The sequence below is a fragment of the Kitasatospora sp. NPDC049285 genome, assembly GCF_040678815.1.
Classification (GTDB): Bacteria; Actinomycetota; Actinomycetes; order Streptomycetales; family Streptomycetaceae; genus Kitasatospora.
Window position 1 is genome coordinate 1 of the sequence record NZ_JBFAQR010000150.1, and the last position, 1,463, is coordinate 1,463.

The window sequence follows — 1,463 nt, forward strand, 5'->3', positions numbered from 1 at the left end:
GTTCAACAGAGAGACGATAAATCATTTTAAAATTCATTTTCTAAATCTTTTAGAATACGAAATATGTTTTTCTATCTCGGTTATTCTTCTTAATAAAAAGCTAAAGCCTTAAAAAATAGGTGTATAATGTAACTCTTGTATTTTAAATATTTTAAAGAGCATAAGAGGAATCCTGAACAGAAATGTCTCCAAATGTCTCCATTCGGTAGCCATTTCTGTTCAAAATATTGATTTGACAGTGTCAAATGGGATTCCTTTTTATGCGATAAAAATTGTTATATGACTCCTGAAGGGCTACACAAAAGCTACCGAATAGCTACCCAAAATCAAAAATGTCTCCCAAATGGCTACATAAAATCAAAAAATGACTCCCAAATGGCTCCCTTTTTATGTAGCCATTTGGGAGCTAAAAGGGAGCCGAATGGTAGCCCTTTTTAAAATAGCTTCTTACTTTTTGTCTGCCAAAATTCTATTTTCTTTTGCAATTGTTTTTCATTTTCTCTTAAAGTCGATTTCATTAATTCCGTCAAATCAACTGGAGATATTTCTTTGATTAATTTCTTATATTTATATTTAGCATGCCTTTCAAGTTTTCCCCATACGCCTTCTTCATGAATTAACATATAAATCATAGCTTGGTCTTTTAATTTTTCTAGTGTAGTCCAATCAGGTTTTAAAATATGTAAATCTTCAAAACAATCGTTCCAATAATCAACCATATCTCTTTTAAGTTCAATTTCTACACGCCATAAGTGATCAGACGTAACTTCAACATCTGCGTTATCTTTACGTTCTTGTTTTTTGTTATAAATTCTAATAAATCTATCGCTATCACGAACGCCAAAATATTTTGTTTCTGGCATTCCATTAATTCCATAGAATACAGTCTTCTTCAAAGCTTTATCTGACATTACATAGTAGTCGCTTAAATCATCTTCAAAATCAAAGGCTAAGTCTAATCTTGTGAAACCGTCATCTTCCATATAGTCGATGATGTTTTGTTTTAACCAAATCATTTCTTCATGTGTAAGTTTATTTGGATTAAATTCAACACGCATATTACGTCTATCCCATGTATCTGCTTTTACTTTGTCGTATTCGATATAAACTTTTTCCTGCAGCGCTTTAGCTTTAAATTTCGTTTGTAGTATATCCCAAAGTCTAATTTGTGGTTCAGTACTCATGAATTCAGATAGCTTTTGAGCATTATTTTTATTAAGATTTCCAACAATAGTCATGGCATCAAAATTTAATTCTGGCTGAGGGGTGGTACAAAAATTACCACCTAACCGGCTATTAGAGTAGCCGGTTGAGTGTAAAATGTCACTATCCTTATTTTGTAAGTACTTTGAATAATTTTCTCTACTCATAAAAAATCGACTCCTTAATTTGTTTTAAGAAGTCGCTCACCCGAATATATATCTTGAAGAAAAAACTAATATCGTTTAATATCTAGATATACA

Annotated in this window: 1 protein-coding gene; it reads right to left on the minus strand. The window is 31.3% G+C overall.

The window, feature by feature from the left end:
* Positions 1-434: 434 nt before the first annotated feature.
* Positions 435-1,370, minus strand: a complete 936-nt coding sequence (locus AB0K51_RS34815; protein ID WP_162161273.1) for a replication initiation factor domain-containing protein — start codon at positions 1,368-1,370, stop codon at positions 435-437.
* Between the last annotated feature and the right edge of the window lie 93 nt (positions 1,371-1,463).